Genomic DNA, 22,739 nt, shown 5'->3' on the forward strand with positions numbered 1-22,739 from the left:
TCACGAAAACCCCATGCTCCTGCCCCTTTCGGTGGGGCTCCTGGTGAGGGCCCCATGGGGATTGTGCAGATTTTCCCGCCCTGCGGGGGGATGCGCGGGGGCGCTTTCCGGATTCGCTCGATTGCGCGGAGATCCTCCGCCGAGTTGCCTCAGAAGATCCGACACCGGCCCTAGATGTTTCCCGACCTCGAGGTCGCGCGGTCCCCGCGCCCTGCCTGGCCTTGTCAACTCAAAACGAGTGGGAACGTCACGACCCGGAGGCTCCCGTTCCCAAAGGAAGTAATCTTGACCCGGTCGCGGCCATTTCAGATATTGACGATTTCCAAAACTCCGCAGAACACCATCCTTGACGATGGATATCCTGGCGCTCCCACCACCGTCCACATGGGCGCCCCAGGTGAACCCGATGTCGGCCGTGATGATGTCGCGCGTCTGGGCGGGTGTCACTCCCGGAAAGGTCGAAGAGCCCGGCCGCCCGTCGAAAAGTCGGATGTGCGTACGCTCGTCGAGCCCGCCGTAGACCACCATCCGGATCGCCTGCAGGTCCGCGAAAACGGGTCTGGTGCCCAACGACGGATCCTGGTTTATGGGATGAGCGGCAAAATCCGGTGTCTTCAGCGAAGGTCCACAGGAGACCGCGAACTCGGGCAGGTTTTCCGCCCGTAAGGAGCTGATGCTCTTGATGGCCAAGCGGTTCTCTCCCGTCCGGTTGACATGCCCCTCTGGGCATCGGACCACGAGGTCATGGGCGAAAATGTCCATCCCGCCCTGCGGAGCGACGGCCACGGAGGTGAACGTGCCATCCGCCGAAGCCATGAATCCGACGTCGGAACGTGGTTCGGTGGCGGGCATGACGGGGGTGAACCGCGTGGTTTCGTCCAGGCACCTTTTGCTACCGGTCTGGGGGTCTCGTCTCAGGGTGACCCTGATGTTGCCGTTTCCGTACACATGACTCTGCGCATCCCGGTCGGTCCTGCTGCCTGCCCAGGTCAGCGTCCTTCCGTTGAGCGATAACTCGCCACTTGCCGCTATGTGGTCCATCGCGAGTTCTCCGTCACGGATGTACAGGGTCTCCCGGTCGACCACGGGCATACCGAGAATCCGGCCTTCACTGATGATGAGATTGAGGCTGGCCTGCCGGGGAGTAGCGGATGCTTCATCCAGAAAAGTGAAGAAAGTCGCCGAGGTGCTGGCCGAGACACCTGGAGCGGGAACGAGCATGCTCTCCGGACGCGGCGTGATGCGCATTGCCGCCCGGGCGTCTTCAGGCGCCCAGTTCAGATCGTACGAGTTGGTGAATGTGCCATCGTCAAAGAAGTGTGGATGCATGTCCAACTTGAACCCGTTGTCAAGCGTGATCTCACCGGGTTCGACCGGGCGATCGACCTCGGTTTTCATGAACTCGTGCGCATCGCGAAGTGACGAGAAGCGTCGGCTTTCCGGCCCCATTAACCTTCACCAAGAATATGGATGATTCATCAAGAGTTCATTTGATTACATGCGGCCATTATGGTCCGGAGGACGGAATCGCTGTCCGTTCGCAGCATGACGGCGAACGTGTTCAGGCTTCTCACCCGGCCGGCGTGAGACGGTCTCCGACCGAAAACAGGGCTTTAGGTCAGAGGCCGACGGATTCGCGTCTCGGGGAAACTGCGACGCCAGAATCCGGCCGATCCGTTCTTCCCCAAGTGCCGATACGGCCCACGATCCTGCGGCTGTATTCCGCCGAGCCGGATAATGTCGAGCCAGCGCACTTCGTGCAGGGCCACCAGCAGGGAAGATGCCGTCGAGGGATCGATCCACCAGACCTGGCCGGGTTCCGACGTACGCGGCCGGGACAACTCCCCCGCAGGCTCGTAAAAGGAAGCGACAAGAACGAGCGGAGTCGCGCAATGCCACTCGGGCGGCGGCTCCGGAGCAGGCCCACGGTCGCGCAGGACCCGGGACTCGTCCGGCGTGCTGTACTCGAACATCTCCCCGGCCATCAGCAGCGACTGAATATCCACCCGGGCCCGGCAGGCATAATCCAGCCGAGCACTCAATCGCTGCGCATCACCGGTGCAGTCCCGGTAGCTCTCGATGAGGAGCCCGAGAATCCCCTCGGGTGTCTTGGCGCATAGCCGCCGCCCGGCGCACCGGACTTCCACATAACGAGCCGCGCTTTCCTCGCTCGCCGACCCGTCCCGCTGGTTCAGGAAGTGATCAGCCACGACATCCGTCACTCCTCGCAGATCAAACCCATGGGAAACTCAGCCTGAGCCTGCCGGCCGAGCTGCGCACGTAAATCATACTCGAATCTGGTTGTGTCCAGATGTTCCGACAAATTGGCCAAACTGTCGCGGACAAGGGCAGTCAAAATACGGTTATCGGGTGTTTTCCACCACATTGCCCATGGCATCGACGGATGGGTTTCCTGTCGAGCCCAGGGGCATTGCAGAAGGGGAGTTGTCCGGTAATGTTGGGGCCGCGCACGAGCGCGACGCGCGTCGCCGCGCCGGGTGCCGGGGGAGCGTCCGGCATCGCTCGGTTGACCGCGGTGTGTGCCGGCAGATCCACCCGCGGCGGGGCGGTCCCCTGCTCGCGCGCCCAGTCGCGCGGGTCGGTCATCCGTCTTCCGTCGGCGCGGCCCACGTCGATCCGGCAGTCGAACGGACTAACGGCGTTCCGGCCCACCAGCCGGTGCCCGCACTTGTCGTGCGAACACGTGCAGCGGAAGCTCCGTTCCGTCCCCGGCGGTGGACAGGTCTACTCGATCCGCTGTGTCGGCCGGCCGTTGCGGGTTCGCTCTCCGTGGGCGCGCATCAGATCGTCGGCGAAGGCGCCCGCATGCTCGGTGCCACCGGTCGGGAGGGCTGCTTGCGGACGAACGCCGCCCGCAGGGCATGGTAGGGCGCACCGGGGTCGAAGAAGGTCCGCCGCATGCGGGCGAGTTCCTCGTCGCGGTAGGCAACGAGTGGTTTGGCGGCCTCGTCCCGGGCGCGGACGCGCTTCTTGTCGGTGATGCGTTGATGCGTCTCCGGATCCGCGGCCAGTTCGGCGGCCATGGCGGTGACACGTCGGCCGAAATCCGACGGGGAAGCTGTCACGATCCGGTCCACGAGGCCCATCCGCTGCGCGGCTGACACGCCGACGGGCTCCGCCGCCCGCATCAGGGCCTCGGCCCGATCCGGTCCCACCCGGCGCGGAAGGCTGTACGTCCAGTACTCGGATCCGGGCAGGCCCATCAGGCGGTAATGCGGGTTGAGGACGGTCCCGGAACGGCACCACACGTCGTCGGCGGCGATCGCGAGCATGGCGCCGCCCGCGGCCGCGTTGCCGCCGAGCGCCGCGACGACGAGCCGGTCGGTGGTGGTGAGGACCGCCTCGACGAGGTCGTTCATGGCCTGGATGTTCGCCCAGGATTCCCGCGCCGGGTCGGACGCGGCCTCGATGACGCCGAGGTGGATGCCGTTCGAGAAGAAGTCCCGGCCGCCGCCCAGGACGACGACCCGTGTCGGCCGTCGGCACGCATGGCGGTATGCGGACAGCACGCGTCGGCACTGCGCGGTGCTCATGGCGCCGCCGGGGAACGAGAAGCGCACGAAGCCGACATCGTCGTGTTCCTCGTAGCGGACATCGGCGAAGGTCCGGCGTGCCGCCGAGGTTTCGGGGTCGGCATGCATCTCGGGCACATCCGGAAGCGATCTGCCGAGCGCGACGGTCGCCGGGAGCTTGACGGATGCGGGTTCGCCGCTGCGGCGAGGCCGCCGCAGCTGCGGGATCCAGACCGCACCGTCGCCGGTGGCGACGCAGACGGCTTCCGCACGGGTGGCGACGACCTCGCCGGGCCCGCCGCGCAGCCGGTCCTCGGGATGGCCGCCGTGCAGGTACCACGGCCCGCCCGGGAGACGGTCGTCGAGGACCCCGGGTTGTGAATCGGCCGCACGTAGGGCGCGCAGGATGCCGTCGGTACCGGATGCCCAGTCGATGCGGCGCGCGTCCTGCCGCAGGACGGGCCGGACGTGCACGGTGTGGCCCTTTTGCGGCGACGGGCGGTACGTGCCGGACTCGAACCGTTCGACGGCGAGCGCCAATGCGTCCATGGCGGCGTCGCTGACCTCTCCGCGATACAGATCGCTCTTGCCGACGCACGCGACGGGGAAGGACGTCGACGCCCAGACGTCTCCGGCGTCCATCTGACCGTCGGCTTGGAGCACCGTCACTCCCCAAGTGTCCCGATCCTCGTGAATCGCCCAGTCGAGTGAGGACGGGCCGCGGTCGCCGGGCGGTCCAGGATGGACGATCAGGCAGGTGTGCCGAGTCCACACATCTTCGGGAACAGCGGTCTTGAGCATGGGCGCGACCACGAGTTCGGGACGGTGCCGCCCGACAGCATCGCGTACCTCATGGTCCGCGTGCACCACCTCGGTCGCCACCGTATGTCCCCGGTCGCGTAGTTCGACCTGCACCCGCTGCGTCAGGCTGTTGAAAGCGCTCGCGAGGAGAAGAATCCGCACCGCGCCCCACCTCCGTTCCGTGGCACCACCCCCGGTACGCGGTGACGAAACCGCGGCGGTATCCGGATCCTGCCGTCGGAGCGGTTCTCACCGCGTCGACTTCCGCCAAATGCCTCCGCACTTCCACCGAATTGGTGAACCTCGCCGGACTGCGGACGTACGGCGTGCGCGGCCCGCACCTCGCCGACGTCCTGCGCGGCCGCACCGGCCCGCTCACCCCGCCTTGCGCCCAACCCGCAACGGCAGCTCTGTGGGCACCGGGCGAAGTCCACGCCGGAGGACCGGGCGTTCCTCGTGGCCTTCGGCGGACCGGTGCGCGGCAGGGGCGGCTTCGGGGTCAGACGAGAGAGGTGACCAGCAGGGTGAACGCGGCGGTGATGACGGCGACGCGACCGTAGTGGTAGCGCTCCCAGCGGTGCAGCTGCTCCCGCCAGTCGGCGGGCCGGTTCTCGGGGGTCCAGGTCTTGTTCCGGTTGTTGATCGGGACGAGCAGCAGAACCGACATGAGCACGCTGACGATCAGCAGGCCGGCGGCCGTGACCACGAGTCCGGTGCCGTCGTGGTGCCATCCGGCGACGGCCCAGACCGTGCTGAGGACGAGCGAGCCTATGTACCAGAACGGCATCAGGGCGCCGAGCATCCGGCCCCCGTGGGCGTGGCCGAGCTGTCCGGCGTCCCCGGGGAGCGCGTCGAGGATGCGCTTCATGATGACGACGACGCAGAACTCCACCCCCACCAGCAGGCCGACCACGACGGTGGTGGTGACCTGAAGTGCGTCGAGCATGGCGATCCCTCCAAGATCTAGCAGTGCTAGTTGATGTGCCAACACTAGATCTTGTATCGCTCGGTTGTCTAGCAGTGCTAGGATCGAGTGATGACGGTTAAGGAACGCAAGGAGCGCGAACGGGCCGAGCGTGAGGGCCTTATCGTGGCGACGGCCCGCGAACTCGCCGAGCAGCAGGGGTGGGAGGCCGTCACCACACGCCGGCTCGCCGAGCGCATCGAGTACAGCCAGCCCGTCCTTTACAGCCACTTCCGCGGCAAGCGCGAGATCATCGGCGCCGTCGCCCTGCAGGGCGCCGCGGAGCTGGCCGCGGCGGTACGGGCCGCGACCTCGGCCGCGGACGGCCCGCGCGCCCGGGTCGCCGCCCTGGCCCGCGCCTACCTCGACTTCGCCGCCCGCAACCCGGCGGTCTACGACGCCATGTTCCTGCTCGACGGCGGACTCGCGTTCGCACAGGAGGACACCCCGGCGCCGCTGAAGGACGCGTTCGCCGCGCTCATGGAGAGCCTGGGCGAGGTCGCCGGAGACGGCATCGACCCGGGGCTTTTCACCGAGATGTTCTGGGCATCCCTGCACGGCCTCGCCACCCTCACCCGCACGGGCCGCCTGCTCCCCGAATACGCCGAGCCGCGAGTGGAACTCCTGATCGACCGGCTCCCCATGGACTCTCGCGGCCAAGGGCGGTAGCGGCGGACCCGCGCCGACCGACCCCGGAGGCCCCACGGCCAAGGTCGGTCCGGTGCGGTGTACCGGGTGGAGCAGGGGGAGCCGTTCCGCGGCCGCCCGGTGCCGGGCGGCCCGACTGCCGGGGAGGAGCGCGACGCACCGGGTGGTGACCGGACTTCAGGCCGGGGGAGTGGTGGGCATTCCGGGACGGCCGACCCGGACGCCGGCGCCGAACCGGGCGGTGGCGGCGGGCCGCTGGTGGCACCGCGCCTGATCCACGTGCCGTGAGGGCCACGGCGAAGCCGGGCACGGGCGTGCACGATCCCGTCGCGGCGCTGCTGCCGACCGATGACCGGGCGTTCCACGAGTCCGCGGACGTCGCGCACCTGCCTACCGACCGGGCGACCTTCCGGCGCGGGTGCGGGCATGGTGGGTGCCGGGCACGTACCGTCGCGGCATGGCGGAATCGGGCGGATTCGGGGACGAACACGGTCCTGGGCGGCTGGTAGCGCTCTCCGACGGCGTCTTCGCCATCGCGATGACATTGCTGGTCCTGGACATTTCCGTGCCGCCGGGTCTGGACGGCCAACGCTTCCGGGAGGCGCTGGGCGACCTGCCGCCCAAGATCGCGGCGTACGCGCTCAGCTTTCTCATCATCGGTGCCTTCTGGCTGGACCACCGGCGCGCCTTCCTCGGGCTCCGCCGCGTAGACCGGGTGTTCACCGCTGTGGCGCTGACCGGGCTCGGCCTGACCGCGTTCTTGCCGTTCCCCACCTCGCTGCTGTCGGAGTACGGCGGCATGTCCGCGTCCGTGGCGATCTACGCCGCCACCATCGCGGCGATGGATGTCACACAGATCGTGCTCGTCCGGCTCCGGATGCTGCGCTCCCAACTCGACTCCGTGCCTCTTCCCCCGCCCGTGGCACGGGCGTGGATCCTCGACCTGGCGGTCACGGTCGTGGTCTTTGCGGTGTCCATCCCGCTGGCCTGGCCGTGGGGCGGCCAGGCCATGTGGCTGTGGCTGTTGCTGCTCCCGCTCAAGGCCGCCACCGGCCGGGCGCGAAGTGCGGCGGCCCGTAAGGCTGCGGCAGGCGGAGTCGCCGCGGACCGACCGCATACCGCCGCGCCGGAGGAGAGCTGAGCGGAAGCGGCCGATCGTGGGCGGCGACGGCTGCTCGGAAAGCGGCCTCGCCGGGTGTCGGCCCCACGCGCGCGGAGCAGGCCCGGGCAGAGGCCGCGCGTGCGGAGCTCCGTGACCGGTTCGAGGTCGAGGCAACGGCCAAGGACGAGGCGGCCGGGCACGCGCTGTGGGACGAACTGCTCGGCGGTCGGCTCCGACAAGCAGCGTTGCTGCGGCCGCGTCCTCGACATCGTCCCTTCTGCGGGAGCAAGGCACTTGGTCGCAGACGTATCCAAGCGGGGCTGTTGCCGTATGCGGCCCGGCGGCGGAGTCCGTTGTGTGTCCGAGGTCGCGTCGGGCTTCGGCCATGCCCTGGACCGGGTGCGTCAGGGTTCGCGTACGAGGAGGTTCTCCGCGGATTCGCGGAAGGTCCGAAGCCCCGCCGTCGCGGCAATTCCCCGGTGCGGTCGACGGCCCCGGACTAGCATGAACGGGGTGGGGATCGGCGCGCGACTGGGGGGTTTCGTGGGCGGAATGGACGACGGTGTCGACTTCGGGGCGGCCATCGCGGCGCTGCGGGCGCAGTTGTTGACCGCGTTGAACGACGGCGACGGGTCACGGGTCCGCTTTCGCGCGTCGTCGATCCAGGTCGATTTCGAGGTCCAGGTGCGTCGCGAGGTCAACGCGCAGGGCGGCGTCCGCTTCTGGGTCGTCTCGGGCGAGACCTCGGGCACGGTGGACAAGACACGCGTGCAGCGCATTTCCCTGACGCTGGAACCCGTCGACGCGAGCGGTGCGGTGCCGACCGGTCTCCTGATCGGCGACGACGCGGCGACGCGGCCCGAATAGCCGGTGACCGGGCGGGTGTGAGCGGTGGTGACGAAGCCCGGACCGCCGGACCCCGCCCGTGTCGTGGAGATCTGGGTGAGTCCACGCGGCGGTCACGCGGGCACCCTGGGGTCCGGTTACGTCGTCGGCGGCCGGGCCGTTCTGACCGCGCGGCACGTGGCCGCGGCGGCCCGGGACCACGGGGGCGAGGTCGACGTGCGCCCGCTCCGCGGCGGCTCCGACGCGGCCCCGTGGCGTCGGGCGCGGCTCGTGTGGTCGGGTGACGCGTACGACGCCGCGTTGTTGGAGGCCGACCGTGAAGCAATACCCGTGCCGCTCCCCGAAGTCGGCTGGGGAAGCATCGACGGCGCGGTGCCGGTGCCGTGTACCGCGGTGGGATTCCCGCGACGGGCGGCCGGTCCGCGGGGCCGTGAGACCGATCAACTCGTCGGGCATGTCGTGCCGCTGGCCGGGCACAAGAGCGGCGAGCTGGCCGTCGACGTGCGCGGCGTGGGCGGCGGTGCCGGATCGTGGGGAGGGATGTCCGGCGCGGCGCTGTTCGCCGGCGGGCGTCTTGTGGGGGTGCTCGCGTGGCGGCCGCCCGAGTACGACGGCCGCAGGCTCTTCGCCGAGCCCGTCGCGCGGCTGTGGACCGACGCGGGATTCCGTGCCGCGGCGGAACAGCTGGGACTGACGGGGGAGTCCGTTCCCGTCGGCGGCGACGCAGCGGAATGGGCGCAGCCGTCCGGACCGAGCCGGCAGGCGTTCGTCGACGCCGTGACCGAGGGGGTAAGGCGTGCCGCGAGTCCTCCGCGGATCCCGGCGACATGGCGGACGCACCTGCTCACCGACGTCCGCGAGCGCTGGGTCCGCGACGCCTTGGAGTCGTCCTTCCGGGGCACGGTCCGTCTGGACGTGTCGGCCCGGCTGCGGCCCGACCTCGTCTGGAACCCGTGGGTGGAGGACGACGGTTGGGACGACGGCGACGATTCCGAAGGTGCCCCCGTGGATACCGGCGGGCCGGATGCGACCGCGTCGCTCACCGCCGAACGGATGTGCCGGGAGTTGCTGGACCCGCCGGACGGTCGGCGGCTCCTCATTCTCGGGGCACCCGGCTCGGGCAAGACGGCCCTGGTGCTCGCTCTGGCGGAACGCCTGCTCGACGCCGCGTACCGGGATGCGGATGCGGTCGTCCCTCTGCCGCTCCTTCTGCAGAACCGCCGTGATCCCGAAGTACCCTTGGTGGACTGGGTGGTCGACGAGATCTGGCAGTACTACAAAGTTCCGCGGCCGGAGTCCCTGGAATGGCTCGCGTCAGGCGGGCTGTTCCTGCTGCTGGATGGCCTGGACGAGCTGCCCCGTCCCGGCCGGCGGCGGAGCCGCGAGCGCATCGCGGAGTTCCTGGCCGATCCGACCTACACGCGCCTGGGAATCGCGATCACCTGCCGGGACGAGGAGTACGGCGACGGCCCCGCACTGCAGGTGCGGCACGCGGTGTCTCTCGAGCCCCTCGACCGTGCGACCGTCGCGACCCGACTCGCCGAGGCAGAGGGCGATTTCGGAGCACTGCGGGAAGCGGTCCGCGATGACGAACTGCTGGCGGAGCTTCTGTCCACGCCTCTGATGCTGGGCATCGCCGCAGGCGCGCTCCGCGGCGCCCCGCCCCAGGCGCTGCCCACGGGCTCCGCGGAAGAACGCCGCGCATACCTGTATCGCTGTTACCTGGAACGCATGCTGCGACGACCACGGGGCTTACATCCCAAAGTCGGCCGCAAACGGGCCCCGGCCAGCATTGCCGCCGGTCGCCGACTGATACCCCTGGCACGGCTGTTGACGGCGCGCGACGAGGGCGTCTTCTACCCGGACTGGATCACCCCCGAGTGGACGGCCGCCGGCTACGCGGTGCGCTCACCCTGGTCGACCGGCGCCGGGCGGCGGACGAGGACGCTCGCCGCCATTGCCATCCCGCTGATGCTCTTCGCGCTCGTCGCCGCACCGTGGTTCACCGCCGGCGGCGTGCTGGCCCTCGGCAGCGAAGGCGGATTGCTGTTCGCCGCCGTCGGCACCGCCGCATTCGCGCTCGGACGCGGCTTCTCCGTCCTCTCGGAGCCCGTCTGGGCGCACTGGGTCTGGTCCTGGCGTGCGTCCGCGCACGGCCTGTTGCAGGCACTCGGGCTCACCGTCGGGGTCTCGCTCGCCGCCGCACTGACGCTGACGGCCTACACGGACGACAACCTGCAGTTCTGGACGGCGGGCCTGTCGGTATGGGCGTGCGTGGCGCTGCTGACGCTCGTGCTCGATGTGTACCCCGAGTACCCGAGCAAGGTGCGCATGCTGCTCGTGTGCGCCGTCGGGGCTGCCACGGGGGGAATCGTCGGAAGCATCGACACTCCGTGGACGCACGCGTTCGACATGGACAACCTGCGGAAGGGCGCGCCCGGGCTGGGCGACTACTTCACGTCGGCCTTCGGGGGCGTGCCGGACGGGTTCTTCGACGGGACCAACGTCGGCGCGATCGCGGGGCTGGTCGGCGCATACGCGGGAGGCTGGGCGGGCGGCGTCGCGTTCGGCTTCACGTTCGGCCTGATGGGCACGGTACCCGGTGGCTTGGCCTGCGGGTTGGCGTTCGCCTTGGTGCGGGGGCTGGTACCCGACCGCGCCCGGCCGCCGGACGCGCCGTCGGCGGCACTGCGCGCGTCCGGCCGGGTTTCGCTCCGTCTCTGCGCGGTCTTCTGCGCCGCGGCGGTCGGTGCGGTCGGCGCGGTCGCCTGGCAGCGGGGGCCGGTCGCGCCGATCACGGCCGTCGCGCTGGTCTCCTTCACCCTCCTCGTCGGCAGCGGCCCTGCGCGCACGTGGCTGACCTACTGGTCGACCCGATGGGCGCTTGCGGCACGGGGCGTTCTGCCGTGGCGGCTCTCGCGGTTCCTCGACGACGCCTGCGAACGCGCGCTGCTGAACCGTATCGGCGGCGGGTACCGTTTCCTGCACAACGACTTCCGCGACTTCGTCGCCGGGCTCGACGAATCGGACGTACGGTCGGACGGCCGACTCGCCTCCCGCGCATCGCCTGCCTGGGCATCGGTCCTGGCCGCCGATGTGCCCGCACAGACCGCCGACCTCGGTGTCCTGCGCGGCTGGTGGACGGCCTCGACCATGTGGCGCACCCTGACCCGCGTCGCCAAGGCGGCTGTCACCTCCGCTCCGGCCCGCCGGGCCGGCACCGCGCTCCGCCGGCTCACCGCCGCCATCACCTGGATCCTGGCCCGAACGGCACGCGGGATCCTGGCGGGATGGCTCGGCAGCGGCCTGCTCGGTTGGCAGCTCGGCGCCGAAAACGACATGGGCGCGCGCTGGCCTCTGGCCTGCGTCGTTGCCGGGTGCACGGTCGAACTCCTCTGCCGCCTGGTCCTCCACCTGCACCGCAGCGGACATCGCCCACCGCCCCGCCGCCGGCGGGGCCACCCCGAAGGTGGGTTTCTCCTCAAGGCGGCGCCGGGCGAAGACCCGGAGGGCGGCCTTGCCGGAATACGACAGCCGGAAGGAGAAGAGGGAGCAGGCCACCAGTTCTCCAGCCGGCCGGATCGGGTGTGGTGGCGCAAGCTGTCACTCCGTCGCCGCACTGGGCAAAACACTGAGTAGCAGGATCAGAATGATTCGATAGCCCCATGATTCTGGCGGCGGCGGAGGCACAGCAATGACGGATGACGACCATCACGAGCTTGCCGGCGAGCCGACGATAGCCGCAGACGCCGCACGACTCTTGTGGTTGGAGGACGTGCCCGATAACGCGGACGTAGCCGAGGTGCTCGGTTTTGCGCTTCCGCATGCGGTCGCGAGCGTCGGAGGACTGGGGGGCCTGGCTCATTTGGTCGGCCGGGAGGCCGGATCCCTGCGTCTGGCGGGGGCCTCCGGCATCCCCACCAATATGGCCAAGGAGTGGGAGCTTCTGCACGGGAGCATGACGGACCTGGCGCCGACACGTGCCATGGCGCTCCGGCAGGTCGTATGGTCCACGACCCTTCCGGATGTCGGTAGTGGGCTCGGGAAGAGCGCGGGTGTGCTCTCCGTACCCATCGTCATTGGCGGCGACCCGGTCGGGACCCTCTCGGTTCTTACGCAGGCGCCGCCCACCGAAGCCAGGCGCAGATTCTTGGGCGAGCTGACCGCGCTGGTCAGCGTACGTCTCCAGAGGGCCAGACGGTGGCGCAGCGGCACCGCACCCTGGTGGCAGCTGCCGTTGGGCGGGCAGATGATGCGCAACGTCGAGGTGGGTACGTGGGCCTGGGATCTGAACAGCGGGGAACTCAACTTCGACACGCCGACCGAAGATCTGGTGCGCTTGGCCGGCTTGGAGCCCGGCTCGTGGGACCAACGGATCGAGACGTGGATGGGCCGAATCCACCCGGACGACCGGCGAGGGGTCGAGGAAGCCATCGCCCAGGCCATGCGCGATGGAACGGCATATGCCGTGGAGTATCGCGTCGTTGACCGTGGCGGGCGTGCCTCCTGGCTCGAGCTCCGTGCCGTCTTCGAATATGACGCCGACAAGCGACCGCTGCGCATGGTCGGCACAGCGTGGAACGTCACCGCCCGCCGGAGTCGGGAAGCCTGGCTGGCGGGAATTCTGGATTCCTACCCGCAGCCGATCTATGTCCTGGCGCCGGACGATCGGACGGAGTGGGCCAATCTGGCGGCACGTGCGGTGGCCGCGGGGAAGGGCAGGGAGATTCTCGGACACACCCTGTGGGACTCCGCCCCGCAGTGGCGAGAGCAGGGTCTCCCGGAGTCGGTGGCCCGGGCGCGGGCGGCTCCTGGGTCCGCCGCCGGCCTGACCGTCGAATCGTGGGAGAAGGACCGGGGTCCTCACGGTGAAACCGCGTACTACGAACTGCAGGTTGTCGGCATCGGCGACTATGTGTCCGTGGTGATGACGGACATCACCGAGAGCGTCAGGGCTATGAAGAAGACCGCCGAACGCGGCCGGCGGGTGGCGGATTTGAACGCCGCGTTGATTCGGGCTTTGGAAACGTCGGACGTCGTGGCGGCGATCACCGAACATGTCTTGCCGCTCGTCGGTGCCGATGGGCTGTTGATCTACGATCTGACCGGCCCCGCTGCAAGGCTCGTCGGTTCCGCCGGCTATAGCGCGGAGTTCGTCCGGAAACTGCGGGCGATCGATTGGCCGCAGAGTGGTTTCAGCGCCGCTGAGCAGATCGCGTTCATCACGTCTCGTGAGGAACTCCGGCAGCGCTGGCCGCAGCTGGCCCCTTTGGGAAGCACTCACGGGAATCACGTTTGGGCAGTGATGCCACTCGTCTCCGGTGCACGCCGAGTGGGCTCGTGTGTCATTTCTTGGAATCATCCTCGCGACTTCAGCGCCGAGGACAAATCCCTGATCGGAACCGTCGCGGCCTTCGCCGCTCAGTCGCTGGGCAACGCCCGTTTGTACGAGGAAGCCCGCGCGCGTGCCGAACGATTGCAGCAGGAGTTGCTCCCCAGTTCGTTGCCGAATCTGGTCTCCGTCCAGGCCGCGGCACGGTGGCGAGCCGCGGCCGGGCAAGACGTCGGCGGCGACTGGTACGACACAATCCCGTTGCCTGGCGGCAGGACGCTGGCCGTCGTCGGAGACGTCATGGGACACGGCCTCGAACAGTCGATCACCATGGGCATCATCCGGCACACCATCATCACCATGGCCGCGCTCGACCTCCCCTTGGACGAACTGATGGCGCGCGTCGGAGACGTCGTCGCGCGTCTGGGTGCCCCAGCGCCGGCGACGGGCGCTTACGCCACGTGCCTCATGGCCCTTTACGACCCGACGACTGGTACCTGCAGTGTCGCCAGTGCGGGACATGCTCCGCCCATCGTCCTGCAGCCGGATCAGGAGCCCTGCAGTCTCGCCCTGACCACCGGTCCTCCCCTTGGCGTGGCGCACACGATCGACCCGATTCCGGTCCAGGTCACCGAAACGACGTTGGCTCCCGGCAGCATCATGATCCTTTTCACCAATGGCGTGCTCGGCAGCGCCGAAACGGTGCAACTGACCACGGCTGTATCCGACTACGTCAACCGCACCCCCGTATCCGGTAGGGGAAACCCGTCGGGATGGTTGTCCGGACTATGCGCGGCAATCATCGAGGACCTGCCGCCCGATCCTCGGCATCAAGACGATGCCGCACTCCTCGCCCTGCGCACAGGGCGTGTCCCAGCCGGCGACGTTGCCGTCCTTGAGATGCCATGTGCCCCGCAGTCCGCGGGGCGGGCCCGCAGCTTCACCGCCGCGCAACTCCTCGACTGGAATCTCGAGGAACTCATCGACAGCGCTTCCCTGATCGTCAGCGAACTGGTGGGAAACACGACCCGGCACGCGGTTGGCATCGATGCAGACGTCGCCGGCAGCGACCCCGGTGAGATCCGCCTTCGATGGCTTCGGTTGGACGACGGCCTCCTCTGCGAGGTGTACGACGGTAGTGAAGCCACGCCTCGAGTCCGCCACCCGACGCTTGACGACGAGTTCGGGCGAGGGCTCCAACTGGTGGCCCTCACCGCCACGGACTGGGGTGCAAGGTATATCGAGCACGGGAAGTGCATCTGGGCCTACATCGCCCGCCCAAAGACCTCCGCAGGCATCGGCAGCAGTCCTTGGTGAGTCGATCGGACGATCTTCCGAGACGGCTTCGCTCCGGCGTCCCCGCAGACGCCGTGCGCAGCGGCGGCGGCCAACGCTTGGTCGACGCGGCCCGGGGAACGACGTGAGGGGGCCCGGGTGACGGGATACGACCGGCGGCCGAGTCGATTTCCGTTGGGCCGGCACTCGCGGCCGCGAGCGCGGGCGACGCTCAGTACTCGCCCTTGATCACGAAGAAGGAGCCGCGAATCTCTCCGGCCAGCTTCGATTTCTGGCGCGCGAACTTGAACTGCGACGCCAGTTCGTCGGGAACGTCCATGCCTTGGGAGAGCTTGAACCCCACAGCGCGCTTTGCTCCGTCCTCGATGCCGTACATCACGTTGACCGCCAGACCGGACTCGTAGAAGACGTAAGCCATGCGGAATCCGCCGGCTTCGAAGGACGTCACCTCGAGCGGGCGGGCGGAGATGGCGATGCCGCGCTCCTCGGAGAGGATGCGGGTGACCCAGTCGAGGACCTCCGGCGCCTCGCTCGCCGGCTGGACGGCGAATTCGTGGTCGTACTTGTTCTTGTAGTAACGCGCCTCGTTGGCGCGCAACCCTGCAAGCGCCTCCGCCACCGGGGACGATTCCACGCCGATGGTGGACACGTCCTTGAAATCGACGGCATAAGGCATGAATCCTCCTGATGGTGTTGTCCGGCTGTGAGCCATCGCTGTCGGACCTCCCGGCGACGTGTTCACGCTACGTCACCCTTCGCCGAAGTCCCCCGATTCTGGTCGTCACCACGCCGTGCTCCGCGCTCCGGCTCGGCGAGGCGCTGCTGTCGGACGCGGCTGCCGATGTCGATCTTGAACAGGGTGCCGAGTGCGGAGGCCGTGCATCCGGCCGCGGTACGCGGGCGCACCGGCGGGAGCCGGATCGAAGATCCTTCCAGGCCGGAGCCTGTCCTGGCGGCGCAGGCCCGACGGGCGACGCGGGGCACGGTACCGCGATGTGCACCCACAACCCCGGATCCCGCCGAGCGGGAAATGGCCGTACTTGGGAAAACATCTCCGGGAAAATCCCGGCCAACCAGGGTCGCGGAATATATCCGCCCCGGACATTCGATTGAGCTCTTCGAAACCAGAATGCGAAACGCCTGTGCGCCGGGAAACCGGAACCCGCGCACGCCAGGGGATAGGCAACCCCCAGGAGGTCTACTAACATGCAGATGTCCCAAGCCAGTTGGGCCCCTGCATACGCCCGCGGGACGAAACGGGGCCGGGTGTTGCAATTCTCATGGCAAAAGGATTTCGGCATGCCCAAATTCATGAAATCGCGAATCGGTCGAGGAATAACGCGCGGCGTCATGGCCGGCGCCTTAGCGACAGGCGCGCTCGCCGCCGCGCCGGGTAGCGCGAGCGCCATCATCGGCGGCGAACCGGCCGACGAGAGCTATTCGTTCGTGACCGCCATCGACATGCTGCGGGACGACGGCGCGTACCGTTTCCGCTGCGGTGGCGCACTGATCGACGACCAGTGGCTGCTGACCGCCGCACACTGCGTCTACGACACGGAGACCGGCGAGACCAAGGACCCGTCGCTGTTCACGGTGCGCGTGGGCTCGAACGACCGCACCACGGGCGGCGAGACGGCCGGCGTCAGCGAGATCCGCGTCAACCCCGACTACGTGGCCACCGGCCGCGCGGGCGACCTCGCGCTGTTCAAGCTCGACCACCCGGTGAAGGCGAAGCCGGTGCGGCTGGCCTCGTCGGTCGGGGTGGCCGGAACCAAGTTCCGTGTCATCGGCTGGGGTTACACCGTCGACGGCGGTCCGACGCTGCCCAACACGCTGAACCAGATCGACACCCGGGTACTCCCGGACGGCCCGTGCGTCGGCGGCGAATACGGCATCGACCGGGGCGACTTCTGCGCCGACAACCCCGGCGGCGTCTCCGGCCCGTGCAACGGCGACTCCGGCACCCCGGCGGTCAAGAAGGTGTACGGACGCTGGGAGTTGATCGGCGCGGACAGCCGCAGCCTGGGCGACTGCGGGGTCACCAAGGAGGTTCTGCCGAGCGTGCCGTACCACCGCACCTGGATCAACGACGCGATCGCCGGCTAGTTTCCGCGCCGGCCGGGGCACCGGCTGACCGGGGTGGACCGGTCAGCCGGCTCCCAGGTGACCAGGTGACCAGGTGATCGGGGTGGCGTGGTCGGGGATCCCCGACCACGCCACCCCGCATCCGCGCACCACCAGCGCTGCGGTGCCCGAGGCCGCGCATCGCAAGGCGCGGGCCTGCCTCTCGTGCCAGCCAAGGTCCGGTCGCCGGGCGAGCGTCCATTCGCGTCCACCGCCCACGTCGCTCTGCCGCTTCCGGCCCGACCGACCTGGCGCCGACCGGGTGTTGCGAGCCGGCGCGAGTTCGCGGCGCCCGGCCGCCGGTGTCGGGATTTCACCCCACGTATGCCGTCTCGGGCTTCTGCGGCTCCCCGTCGAAGGCCGGCGACAGCCACGTCCGTGCCAGGCGTTCCCATGTACCGTCCGCGAGCATGCGGGTGAGTGTCCCGTTCAAGAACCGGACGAAGTCGGCGCGGTCGAGGCGTACCGCCATCCCGTGCGGTTCGTCGGTGAACCGCGGGCCGACGATTTTCGTATCGCCGTCCTGCGCCCGCAACCCCGCCAGCAGCGCCCCAGTCGTGGAGACGGCGTCCACCTCGGCGCGTTGCAGCGCGACCAGGCAGTCCGTCCAGTTGTCGACGGCATACGGCAGCGTGCCCTTGTCCCGCAAGGTCGCGATCGATGTCGTCCCGCGTACCGTGCAGACCCGCTTGCCGCGCAGGTCGCCGATGCCGGCCACGGGAGAGTCCCACGGCACGAGCACACGCTGCCCGTCGTCGTAGTAGTTGCCGCTGAACGACACCTGGCGCTTGCGGTCGCACGTGATCGTCATGGTGTCCACGACGAGGTCGACCTCGCCGTTCTGCAGCAGCGGGATTCGCTGCGCCTGGGTGATGACCCGGTAAGCGACATGGCCGGGTTCGCCGAACAGCGCCAAACCGACCGCCTCGGCCATGTCGATGTCGAAACCTTCGATGCGGTCCTTCTCGTGGTGGTTCCGCGCCGCGAAGTACTGGGTGTTCTGGTCGACGCCGACGACGATGCGGCCTCGTGCGACGATCTCGGCCATCGACGACCCGGCCGGCATCCGCCCCGGCGCGGGCAACGGGTCGAGCGGTCTCAGACTCTCCCGTGCCCGGCACGAGGCATCGTCCGCGGACGCCGGATAGTCGGCGTCCACGGCCGGCCGCGCCACCGGAATCTTCGAAGGCGACACGGACACGGAGGTGGGCACCGGTTGCACCGACGAACATCCTGCCGCCGACACGACGAGCGCAACCAGCGGAAGCAGCAAGGAAATCCGCGAAAGACCCCGCATGCGTGGTCCAGCTGTCATCGCCACGATCTTCCCCCCATCCGGTGCCCCCTCATCATGGTCGTGACCGAAGCGCGAGAGCGACAGACTCAGCCGCCGATCAACCGCGATTCGAGGGTCTTCCCGCACGGGCGAGAGCCTAGGTGTGTTCGAGGGCCTCGCTCGTACCGTCGAAGGCCCCCGGCGCCGGGCGCTGCGAACACAGGATCCGGCAGCGGATCACGGGCTCTCGCGGGTCGCGGTCGGCATTGCCGGCCGTTCTGCGTGGGAAGCCCACAGCAGCCATCGGGGGCGAGAACTCGATCCGATGAGGCAGAAGTTCACCGAGGGCTTCGTCAACGCTGCCGACGGAGAATGGGGGCCTATGGCGACCGACGACGTCAGCCTCCGTGAACAACCGGGCCAGCGTCTGCGCCGACGGGCGCGTACCGCTCTCGTCCTGACGCTCGTCGCCGGGGGCATGTTCACCGCCACCGCGAACCCGTTTGGACTCTCTTCGGGCGGTACCAGTTTCATATGTACCGCTTGACCTGGCCGGATGACATATTCGGCAGGCGCAACGGCGGAGCCCCGCCCGGCGCGCGGTCGCACCGCCGATGTCACCCGAACGCCTCCGGATGCCGGAAGCGCCAAGGCCGCGCGGGTGCCTACGGTGACTCGCATGAGCGCCACCGCCGCCGAAATCGACGACTACCTCTCCCGCTACGCCGGAACCCTCGCCGCCTTCGACGCCGGGGCGGCGGCAGAGCTCTGGGGCACCCCCGGCATGATCCTCGACGACCGCAGCGCCGGAGTTCTGGACTCCCGGGAGGAGATGGCCCGCGGCCTGGAACGGTCCTATCCGCTCTACCGCAAACTCGGCTTGGCGTCGGTCGGATACGAGCGGCTGAGCCACGAACAGCTCAGCGAGAAGGTCGTGCTCGTCCGCGTGCGGTGGCTGTTCTTCGACGCCGACGGCGCGCAACTGACGGACAGCTTCGGCAGCTACATCCTGCGCCGCGACGACGCGGGGCTGCGCGCCTTCGTGTGCGTTCCCGCTGACGACGCCGAGAAAATCCAGGACCTCGCCGCACGGAAGGGGATCGACCTGTTCGACGAGACGACGTAGGTGATGCGGCGGCTCGGCGGAACACCGGGCGAGCTACTTCGCCTACCGCGTTGCGTCGCCGAGGCCGCGGGCACGGCGGGCCGCGCCCCGGCCACCGCCAACGCCTCGTTGGTGTGGCCCGGCGAGTCGCTCATCGTGCTTCGGCAGGCTGCCACCGTCGTGTGCACGCACCGCGGGGACGGCCGCGTCGTCGCCCTTCAAGCCCACGGCCTCGGCCCTGCCAAGCCCCTGGTCTCGCACGCCGCCGTCGGCGCCGGGCCGGAGGAGATGTTCAGCAGGGTTCGTCGTCGGCGCCGCCGCCGAACTGCATCAATGGCGCGGGTCCGGGCCTTCCGTGATGCCCCAGGCTTCGGCGAGCCTGCCGTGGTGAACGCGGAAGATCTCGATCAGGGTGGGCCGTGCTCCGCTGTCCGCAGATGCGATGCCCTCGACGGACGAGCGGATGGCCACCCTGTCGCCGTCCACCAGGACATCTTCGGCCACGACGCGCATGTCGGGGAACTGGGCGACGATCATGCGCCAGGCGTCCATGCCCGCCTCGATCCCGATGGCGCCGAGCGGGTGGTTGACGAAGTCGGCGGTGAACAGGTCGGCGGCCTCGTCGAACTTCCGGGTGTTGAAGCACTCTTGCATCCGCAGCACCAGAGCGCGTGCTTCCTCGCGTGTGGTCATCACGGTCGGCTCCCTTTCAGCCGGTGAATGGTGGACGACGTGGCCCGCCCACAAACGGGGCGTCGCCCCGGTTATCCGCAACCATACGGGGCGTCGCCCCGGTTAGGCTAGGCGCGTGACGCCCAACCGACCGCGAGGCCCTGCTTCATCCGAACCCCCCGCCCTGGCCGGGAACGACCGGGCGCTGCGGGCCGACGCCCGCCGCAACCGTGAGCGGGTGCTGCGGACCGCGCAGCACCTGTTCGCGACGGAGGGCCTGGGTACCTCGCTCGACGAGATCGCTCGCCGCGCCGGGGTCGGCCCCGGAACCGTTCACCGGCATTTTCCGAGCAAGGAAGCGCTGTACCTTGCCGTCGCGGTGGACCAGCTCCAGCACCTGGTGGAGGAGGGGGAGGTGCTCGCCGGCACCGGAGATCCCGCCGCGCTGTTCACGCTGCTGTCCCGCATGATCGCGTCGGGCGCGGAGAACGCCGCGGTCAAGAGCGGGCTGACGGCCGCCGAATTCGACTTGCGCACGGCCGCCCCGGACGTCGGGGCCGCCCTCACGCGCCAGGTCGCGGTCCTGCTCGACCGCGCTCATGCCGCCGGTGTCGTGCGTCCCGACCTCACCGTCGACGAGGCCATGGCCCTGGTCGCGGGTGCCTTCGCCGCGATTCGCCACGCCGACGCGGAGGCCAGCCGCGAACGCTCGGCGCATATCGCCCAGATCATCCTCGACGGCCTACGGCCCCGGCCTCGATAGCGCACTACCACTCAGGTCAGCGGAGGCGAGCGCAAGCCTTAGCCGAGCGGCAGCTTGCGACCAGGTACTGCTTGCCCCGCATCACGAACGCCGCGGCCTCGTCGGGTTTGCGCTTCCCCCCAACGCCTGGCCTCACGCCAAGGCGACCGGCCCATGCCGAGAAGTCACCACGCGGCCCACACAGTAAGTAGCGCAAGCGATACGCGGTGTATTTCTTGTTCTGTGGTGGTATCCGCCCGGTACGGGCTCTTGCCCGCCCGAATTCTGCGCTGGGAGCACTGTCATGGAACTTCAGGCCCGCGTGTCCGACGTCATCGCCGACGAACTCGCCGTCCCGGTCGCGCAGCTGACCGCCGAATCCCGGTTTCACGACGACTACGGCCTCGACGAGTTCGGCATCGCCGAACTCGTCCTGCGCGTCAACGAGGAGTTCGGGGCCGACCTGAGCTTCGCCGACGTCGAGGCGGTCAGTACCGTCCGCGATCTGGTGGACCTCGTCGTCCGACGCACCCCCCGAAGCACCCCGCACCCCTGACCAGGCCGACGTTCCGGTGCCGCCACCGGCTGCGGCGCGGCGTGCTCTTGCGTTCCCGCGTCGTCGGCGGGTTGACCGGTCCGCGGGACCCGTAATGCTGGAAGGGCAGCCGGCCACCGAGCCCATAGCTGAGCATGATGCTGCGCGCCCGTCCGGCGGCGGCGCCAGCCTCGACGGTGCGGGGTACGAGCACCCGAGCGGGATCTGCCGGTAGTTCCAGCCATGTTGGCGCAGCTCTTGCGTGCGCCTCGACGAGCGTGGGGTCGTGGGCGGGGATACGCCGCCTGTTCCGGGTGCCGGGGCGTCGGGAGTGTTCGGGAACCGGCCGAAGCCGGACGGCAGGAGCGCGGCGAGCACCGCCCCACCACGTCGGCGCCGGCACCGACGGCCCCGCCCCAGGCTCCGTCTGCTCGTCTTGAGAACCGGCCACGGGCAACGAAACACGCCGACGAGCTCCGCTGACGGCCACACGCGCCGGCCGACGGCCGCCCCGCGGCCCCGGTGAGGACGTGGAACCGGTCGGCCAGTTCCTCGACCGCCTCGCCCAGGACTGACACTGGGACCGGTAGCGCGCAGGCCTGCCATAGGAGTTCGGCCGTGTGGCGCTTGAATGCGTGTTCCCGTGTCGTCACGGGAATGCTCCGCGAGCGTGACGCGACCACTCGTGCGGCAACGTCCATTGACGGTCGTCGGTTGGGTGTCCGGTCTACGGCGGCCCGGGACGCGGTGCCTGTGCGGTGGGTGTTTCGGCGCTGTGGGCGGCGGCCCAGGAGGCGAGGAGGCGCAGGGCTTCGTCGGCGGGTGTGCCGGGTTCGGCGGTGTAGATGCTGAGGTTGTGTCCGGGGTCGGCGGTGATCTCCAGGCTCTGGTAGGCGAGGGTGACGTCGCCGATGACCGGGTGGTGGAAGCGTTTCTCGCCGGTGCCGTGGCGGCGGACGTTGTGAGCGCCCCATCGGGTGCGGAAGTCGTCGCTGCGGGTGGACAGCTCGCCCACGAGGTCGTGGAGGTCCTTGTCGTGGGGGTCGCGGCCGGCTTCGGTGCGCAGGATGGCCACGGTGACGTCGGCGACGGCGTCCCAGTCCGGGTAGAAGCGGCGCGCGCCAGGGTCGAGGAAGGTGAAGCGGGCGAGGTTGGGCGGCTTTCCGCCGGAGGCGTAGACGTCGGTGTAGAAGGCGCGGCCGAGCGGGTTGGCGGCGAGCAGGTCCATGCGGCCGTTGCGGACGAACGCGGGCCCGGCGGTGATCGCGTCCAGGGTCCACTGCAGGCTCGGGCTCGGTGCCCAGTCGCGGCCTGCACGACGGCGGGGCCGGGTGAGGGTGTCGGCGCCGGTCGCGGCGTGGGCGAGGTTGAGCAGGTGGGCGCGCTCGGCATCGTCCAGCCGCAGGGCTCGGGCGACGGCTTCGAGGACGGCGGGCGAGACGCCGGCGAGGTTGCCGCGTTCCAGCTTGGCGTAGTACTCGACGCTGACGTCGGCCAGCGCGGCCACCTCGCTGCGGCGCAGCCCGGGGACGCGGCGCTTGCCCCCCGCGGGCAGCCCGGCCTGGTCGGGGGTGATCTTGGCCCGCCGCGAGGTCAGGAACTCGCGGACTTCGTCTTGGTTGTCCACACCTCGACGGTACGTGCTGACGGCCTGGGCTGAGGTGTACTGCCGGTACACCCCACACCAGTGACTCCCTGCGCGCGTCGGCATCGGGTTGTGTGGAGAACACGGAACCGGCCCGGGACCTCAGGCACGGACAGGA

The 22,739-nt window shown here is 69.3% G+C and carries 17 protein-coding genes and 1 pseudogene; 10 read left to right on the forward strand and 8 right to left on the reverse strand.

Translation table 11 applies throughout. From position 1 onward, the window contains the following. The 4 genes from ABEA93_RS13605 to ABEA93_RS13620 all read right to left on the reverse strand — a co-directional run bounded on the left by ABEA93_RS13605 (position 1) and on the right by ABEA93_RS13620 (position 5,280). Positions 1–1,449: a hypothetical protein gene (locus ABEA93_RS13605; RefSeq protein ID WP_345675735.1), complete on the reverse strand. Its 1,449-nt coding sequence runs from the start codon at positions 1,447–1,449 to the stop codon at positions 1–3. Between the two features lie 164 nt (positions 1,450–1,613). Beyond that, positions 1,614–2,210, reverse strand: coding sequence for a hypothetical protein (locus ABEA93_RS13610; protein WP_345675736.1), 597 nt, complete (start codon positions 2,208–2,210; stop codon positions 1,614–1,616). Between the two features lie 591 nt (positions 2,211–2,801). Beyond that, entirely contained in the window at positions 2,802–4,496 is a 1,695-nt protein-coding gene (locus tag ABEA93_RS13615; protein ID WP_345675737.1) for an enoyl-CoA hydratase-related protein, read from the reverse strand. A gap of 337 nt (positions 4,497–4,833) precedes the next feature. Beyond that, a complete protein-coding gene (locus ABEA93_RS13620; protein ID WP_345675738.1) occupies positions 4,834–5,280 on the reverse strand; it encodes an anthrone oxygenase family protein in 447 nt (148 codons plus the stop codon). Between the two features lie 90 nt (positions 5,281–5,370). On the opposite strand from ABEA93_RS13620, the gene ABEA93_RS13625 reads away from it, so the two are divergent. The 5 genes from ABEA93_RS13625 to ABEA93_RS13645 all read left to right on the forward strand — a co-directional run bounded on the left by ABEA93_RS13625 (position 5,371) and on the right by ABEA93_RS13645 (position 14,543). Further along, positions 5,371–5,967 carry a TetR/AcrR family transcriptional regulator gene (locus tag ABEA93_RS13625; RefSeq protein WP_345675739.1) on the forward strand — a complete coding sequence of 199 codons (597 nt, stop codon included), beginning with the start codon at positions 5,371–5,373 and terminating at the stop codon, positions 5,965–5,967. Positions 5,968–6,403: 436 nt separating this feature from the next. Next, a complete protein-coding gene (locus ABEA93_RS13630; protein ID WP_345675740.1) occupies positions 6,404–7,087 on the forward strand; it encodes a TMEM175 family protein in 684 nt (227 codons plus the stop codon). 513 nt (positions 7,088–7,600) lie between these two features. Next, positions 7,601–7,915, forward strand: a complete 315-nt coding sequence (locus ABEA93_RS13635) for a trypco2 family protein (RefSeq protein WP_345675741.1) — start codon at positions 7,601–7,603, stop codon at positions 7,913–7,915. A gap of 75 nt (positions 7,916–7,990) precedes the next feature. Next, positions 7,991–11,533, forward strand: a complete 3,543-nt coding sequence (locus ABEA93_RS13640; RefSeq protein ID WP_345675742.1) for an NACHT domain-containing protein — start codon at positions 7,991–7,993, stop codon at positions 11,531–11,533. Between the two features lie 55 nt (positions 11,534–11,588). Beyond that, positions 11,589–14,543, forward strand: coding sequence for a SpoIIE family protein phosphatase (locus ABEA93_RS13645; protein WP_345675743.1), 2,955 nt, complete (start codon positions 11,589–11,591; stop codon positions 14,541–14,543). A gap of 190 nt (positions 14,544–14,733) precedes the next feature. Here ABEA93_RS13645 and ABEA93_RS13650 read toward each other — a convergent pair whose 3' ends face one another. After that, positions 14,734–15,198, reverse strand: coding sequence for a phage tail protein (locus ABEA93_RS13650; protein ID WP_345675744.1), 465 nt, complete (start codon positions 15,196–15,198; stop codon positions 14,734–14,736). Between the two features lie 623 nt (positions 15,199–15,821). Here ABEA93_RS13650 and ABEA93_RS13655 point away from each other — a divergent pair. After that, positions 15,822–16,628, forward strand: a complete 807-nt coding sequence (locus tag ABEA93_RS13655; RefSeq protein WP_345675745.1) for a S1 family peptidase — start codon at positions 15,822–15,824, stop codon at positions 16,626–16,628. Between the two features lie 331 nt (positions 16,629–16,959). Here ABEA93_RS13655 and ABEA93_RS13660 read toward each other — a convergent pair whose 3' ends face one another. Continuing rightward, the gene (locus tag ABEA93_RS13660) at positions 16,960–17,841 is read right to left on the reverse strand and encodes a glutamate ABC transporter substrate-binding protein (RefSeq protein WP_345675746.1); all 882 of its coding nucleotides are present in this window, start codon (positions 17,839–17,841) and stop codon (positions 16,960–16,962) included. Positions 17,842–18,601: 760 nt separating this feature from the next. Between ABEA93_RS13660 and ABEA93_RS13665 the strand changes: the two genes are divergently transcribed. Further along, a complete protein-coding gene (locus tag ABEA93_RS13665; RefSeq protein WP_345675747.1) occupies positions 18,602–19,048 on the forward strand; it encodes a hypothetical protein in 447 nt (148 codons plus the stop codon). A gap of 3 nt (positions 19,049–19,051) precedes the next feature. Next, a pseudogene (locus ABEA93_RS42130) lies at positions 19,052–19,330 on the forward strand (helix-turn-helix domain-containing protein); the annotation flags it as partial. Positions 19,331–19,357: 27 nt separating this feature from the next. Here the strand turns inward: ABEA93_RS42130 and ABEA93_RS13670 are convergent. Further along, a complete protein-coding gene (locus ABEA93_RS13670) occupies positions 19,358–19,720 on the reverse strand; it encodes an ester cyclase (protein WP_345675748.1) in 363 nt (120 codons plus the stop codon). A gap of 115 nt (positions 19,721–19,835) precedes the next feature. Here ABEA93_RS13670 and ABEA93_RS13675 point away from each other — a divergent pair, with 115 nt between their 5' ends. After that, entirely contained in the window at positions 19,836–20,462 is a 627-nt protein-coding gene (locus ABEA93_RS13675; protein ID WP_345675749.1) for a TetR/AcrR family transcriptional regulator, read from the forward strand. A 283-nt stretch (positions 20,463–20,745) separates the two neighbouring features. Continuing rightward, the gene (locus ABEA93_RS13680) at positions 20,746–20,997 is read left to right on the forward strand and encodes an acyl carrier protein (RefSeq protein WP_345675750.1); all 252 of its coding nucleotides are present in this window, start codon (positions 20,746–20,748) and stop codon (positions 20,995–20,997) included. Between the two features lie 706 nt (positions 20,998–21,703). Here ABEA93_RS13680 and ABEA93_RS13685 read toward each other — a convergent pair. Further along, positions 21,704–22,603, reverse strand: coding sequence for a helix-turn-helix transcriptional regulator (locus ABEA93_RS13685; protein WP_345675751.1), 900 nt, complete (start codon positions 22,601–22,603; stop codon positions 21,704–21,706). Positions 22,604–22,739 lie beyond the last annotated feature (136 nt).

This window comes from Yinghuangia aomiensis (assembly GCF_039542225.1).
In the GTDB taxonomy this organism is placed as follows: Bacteria; Actinomycetota; Actinomycetes; order Streptomycetales; family Streptomycetaceae; genus Yinghuangia; species Yinghuangia aomiensis.